We start from the raw sequence: 1341 nt of genomic DNA on the forward strand, positions 1-1341 counted from the left end.
GGACATCGTGAACGCATGTCTCAAGACATAGTGAACGCTCCGGCACGCCAGAATCAGCGGTGTCGCGAGCCCGTCTGGTCATCACCGCTGTCGTTGTCGAAGGTCGCTCCCAAGCCGAAGTCGCCCGCACCTACGGGGTTTCCACCGGATGGGTGAGCACCCTAGTGAAGCGGTGGCGTGAAGAAGGCGACACCGCCTTCCAGCCCCGATCCAAACGCCCGCACCGCAGCCCCACCGCCACGCCGCCTGAGGTGAGCGACCTCGTGCTGCGGCTGCGGTCGACCCTGTCGACGGCAGGTCTCGATGCCGGCGCGGACACGATCGCCTGGCACCTGGAACACCACCACCACGTCACGTTGTCCCGGGCGACGATCAACCGGATCCTCACCGGCGCCGGTCGAGTCATCCCCGAGCCGAAGAAGCGGCCGAAGTCCTCCTACCTGCGGTTTGCGGCGGAGCTGCCGAACGAGTGCTAGCAGTCCGACTTCACCCACTACCGGCTCACCGAGCCCGATGGCGCCCCGGGCGAGGACACCGCGATCATCACCTGGCTCGACGACCACTCCCGCTACGTCCTCCACGCCTCCGCGCACCAGACGATCACCTCGAGAATCGTCCTCGACACCTTCACCGCCGCAGCCGACCTGCACGGCTACCCCGCGTCAACACTGACCGACAACGGCCTCGTCTACACCGTCCGGCTCGCCAGCCAGCACCGCCGCGGCGGCCGCACCGCCCTCGAAGCCGAGCTGCGACGCCGCGGCATCACCCAGAAAAACGGCCGCCCCAACAGCCCCACCACGCAAGGCAAGGTTGAACGCTTCCAGCAGACGATGAAGAAATGGCTCACCGCCCAGCCCGCGCAGCCGGCGACCCTGCCCGAACTGCAGCAGCTGATCGATGCGTTCCTCCACACCTACAACCAGCACCGGCCGCACCGCTCCCTGCCGCACCAGGCAACCCCGGCCGCGGCTTACCGGGCACGACCGAAAGCGACCCCGAATCGTGACCGCAGCGCCGACACGCACGACCGGATCCGTCGCGACCGCATCGACGACTCCGGCGTCGTCACCCTCCGCCACAACGGCAACCTGCACCACATCGGCATCGGCCGAACCCACGCCCGAACCCACGTCATCCTGCTCACCCAGGACCTCGAAATCCGGGTCGTGAACGCCGCCACCGGCGAACTCCTCCGCGAGCTCACCCTCGACCCGAACCGCGACTACCAGCCCACCGGCAAACCCAAAGGACCAGCCCGACCGGCGACAGCGAAATGACAAACGCTCCGAACCCAAAATTGTGGGTTCGGAGCGTTCACGATGTCTTGAGACATCACAT

General features: G+C 66.9%; 1 pseudogene. It reads left to right on the forward strand.

The window, feature by feature from the left end:
- The first annotated feature begins 59 nt into the window (after window positions 1-59).
- A pseudogene (locus QF206_RS12495) lies at window positions 60-1280 on the forward strand (integrase core domain-containing protein).
- Window positions 1281-1341: the final 61 nt, after the last annotated feature.

The sequence above is a fragment of the Ruicaihuangia caeni genome (assembly GCF_029952955.1).
In the GTDB taxonomy this organism is placed as follows: Bacteria; Actinomycetota; Actinomycetes; order Actinomycetales; family Microbacteriaceae; genus Ruicaihuangia; species Ruicaihuangia caeni.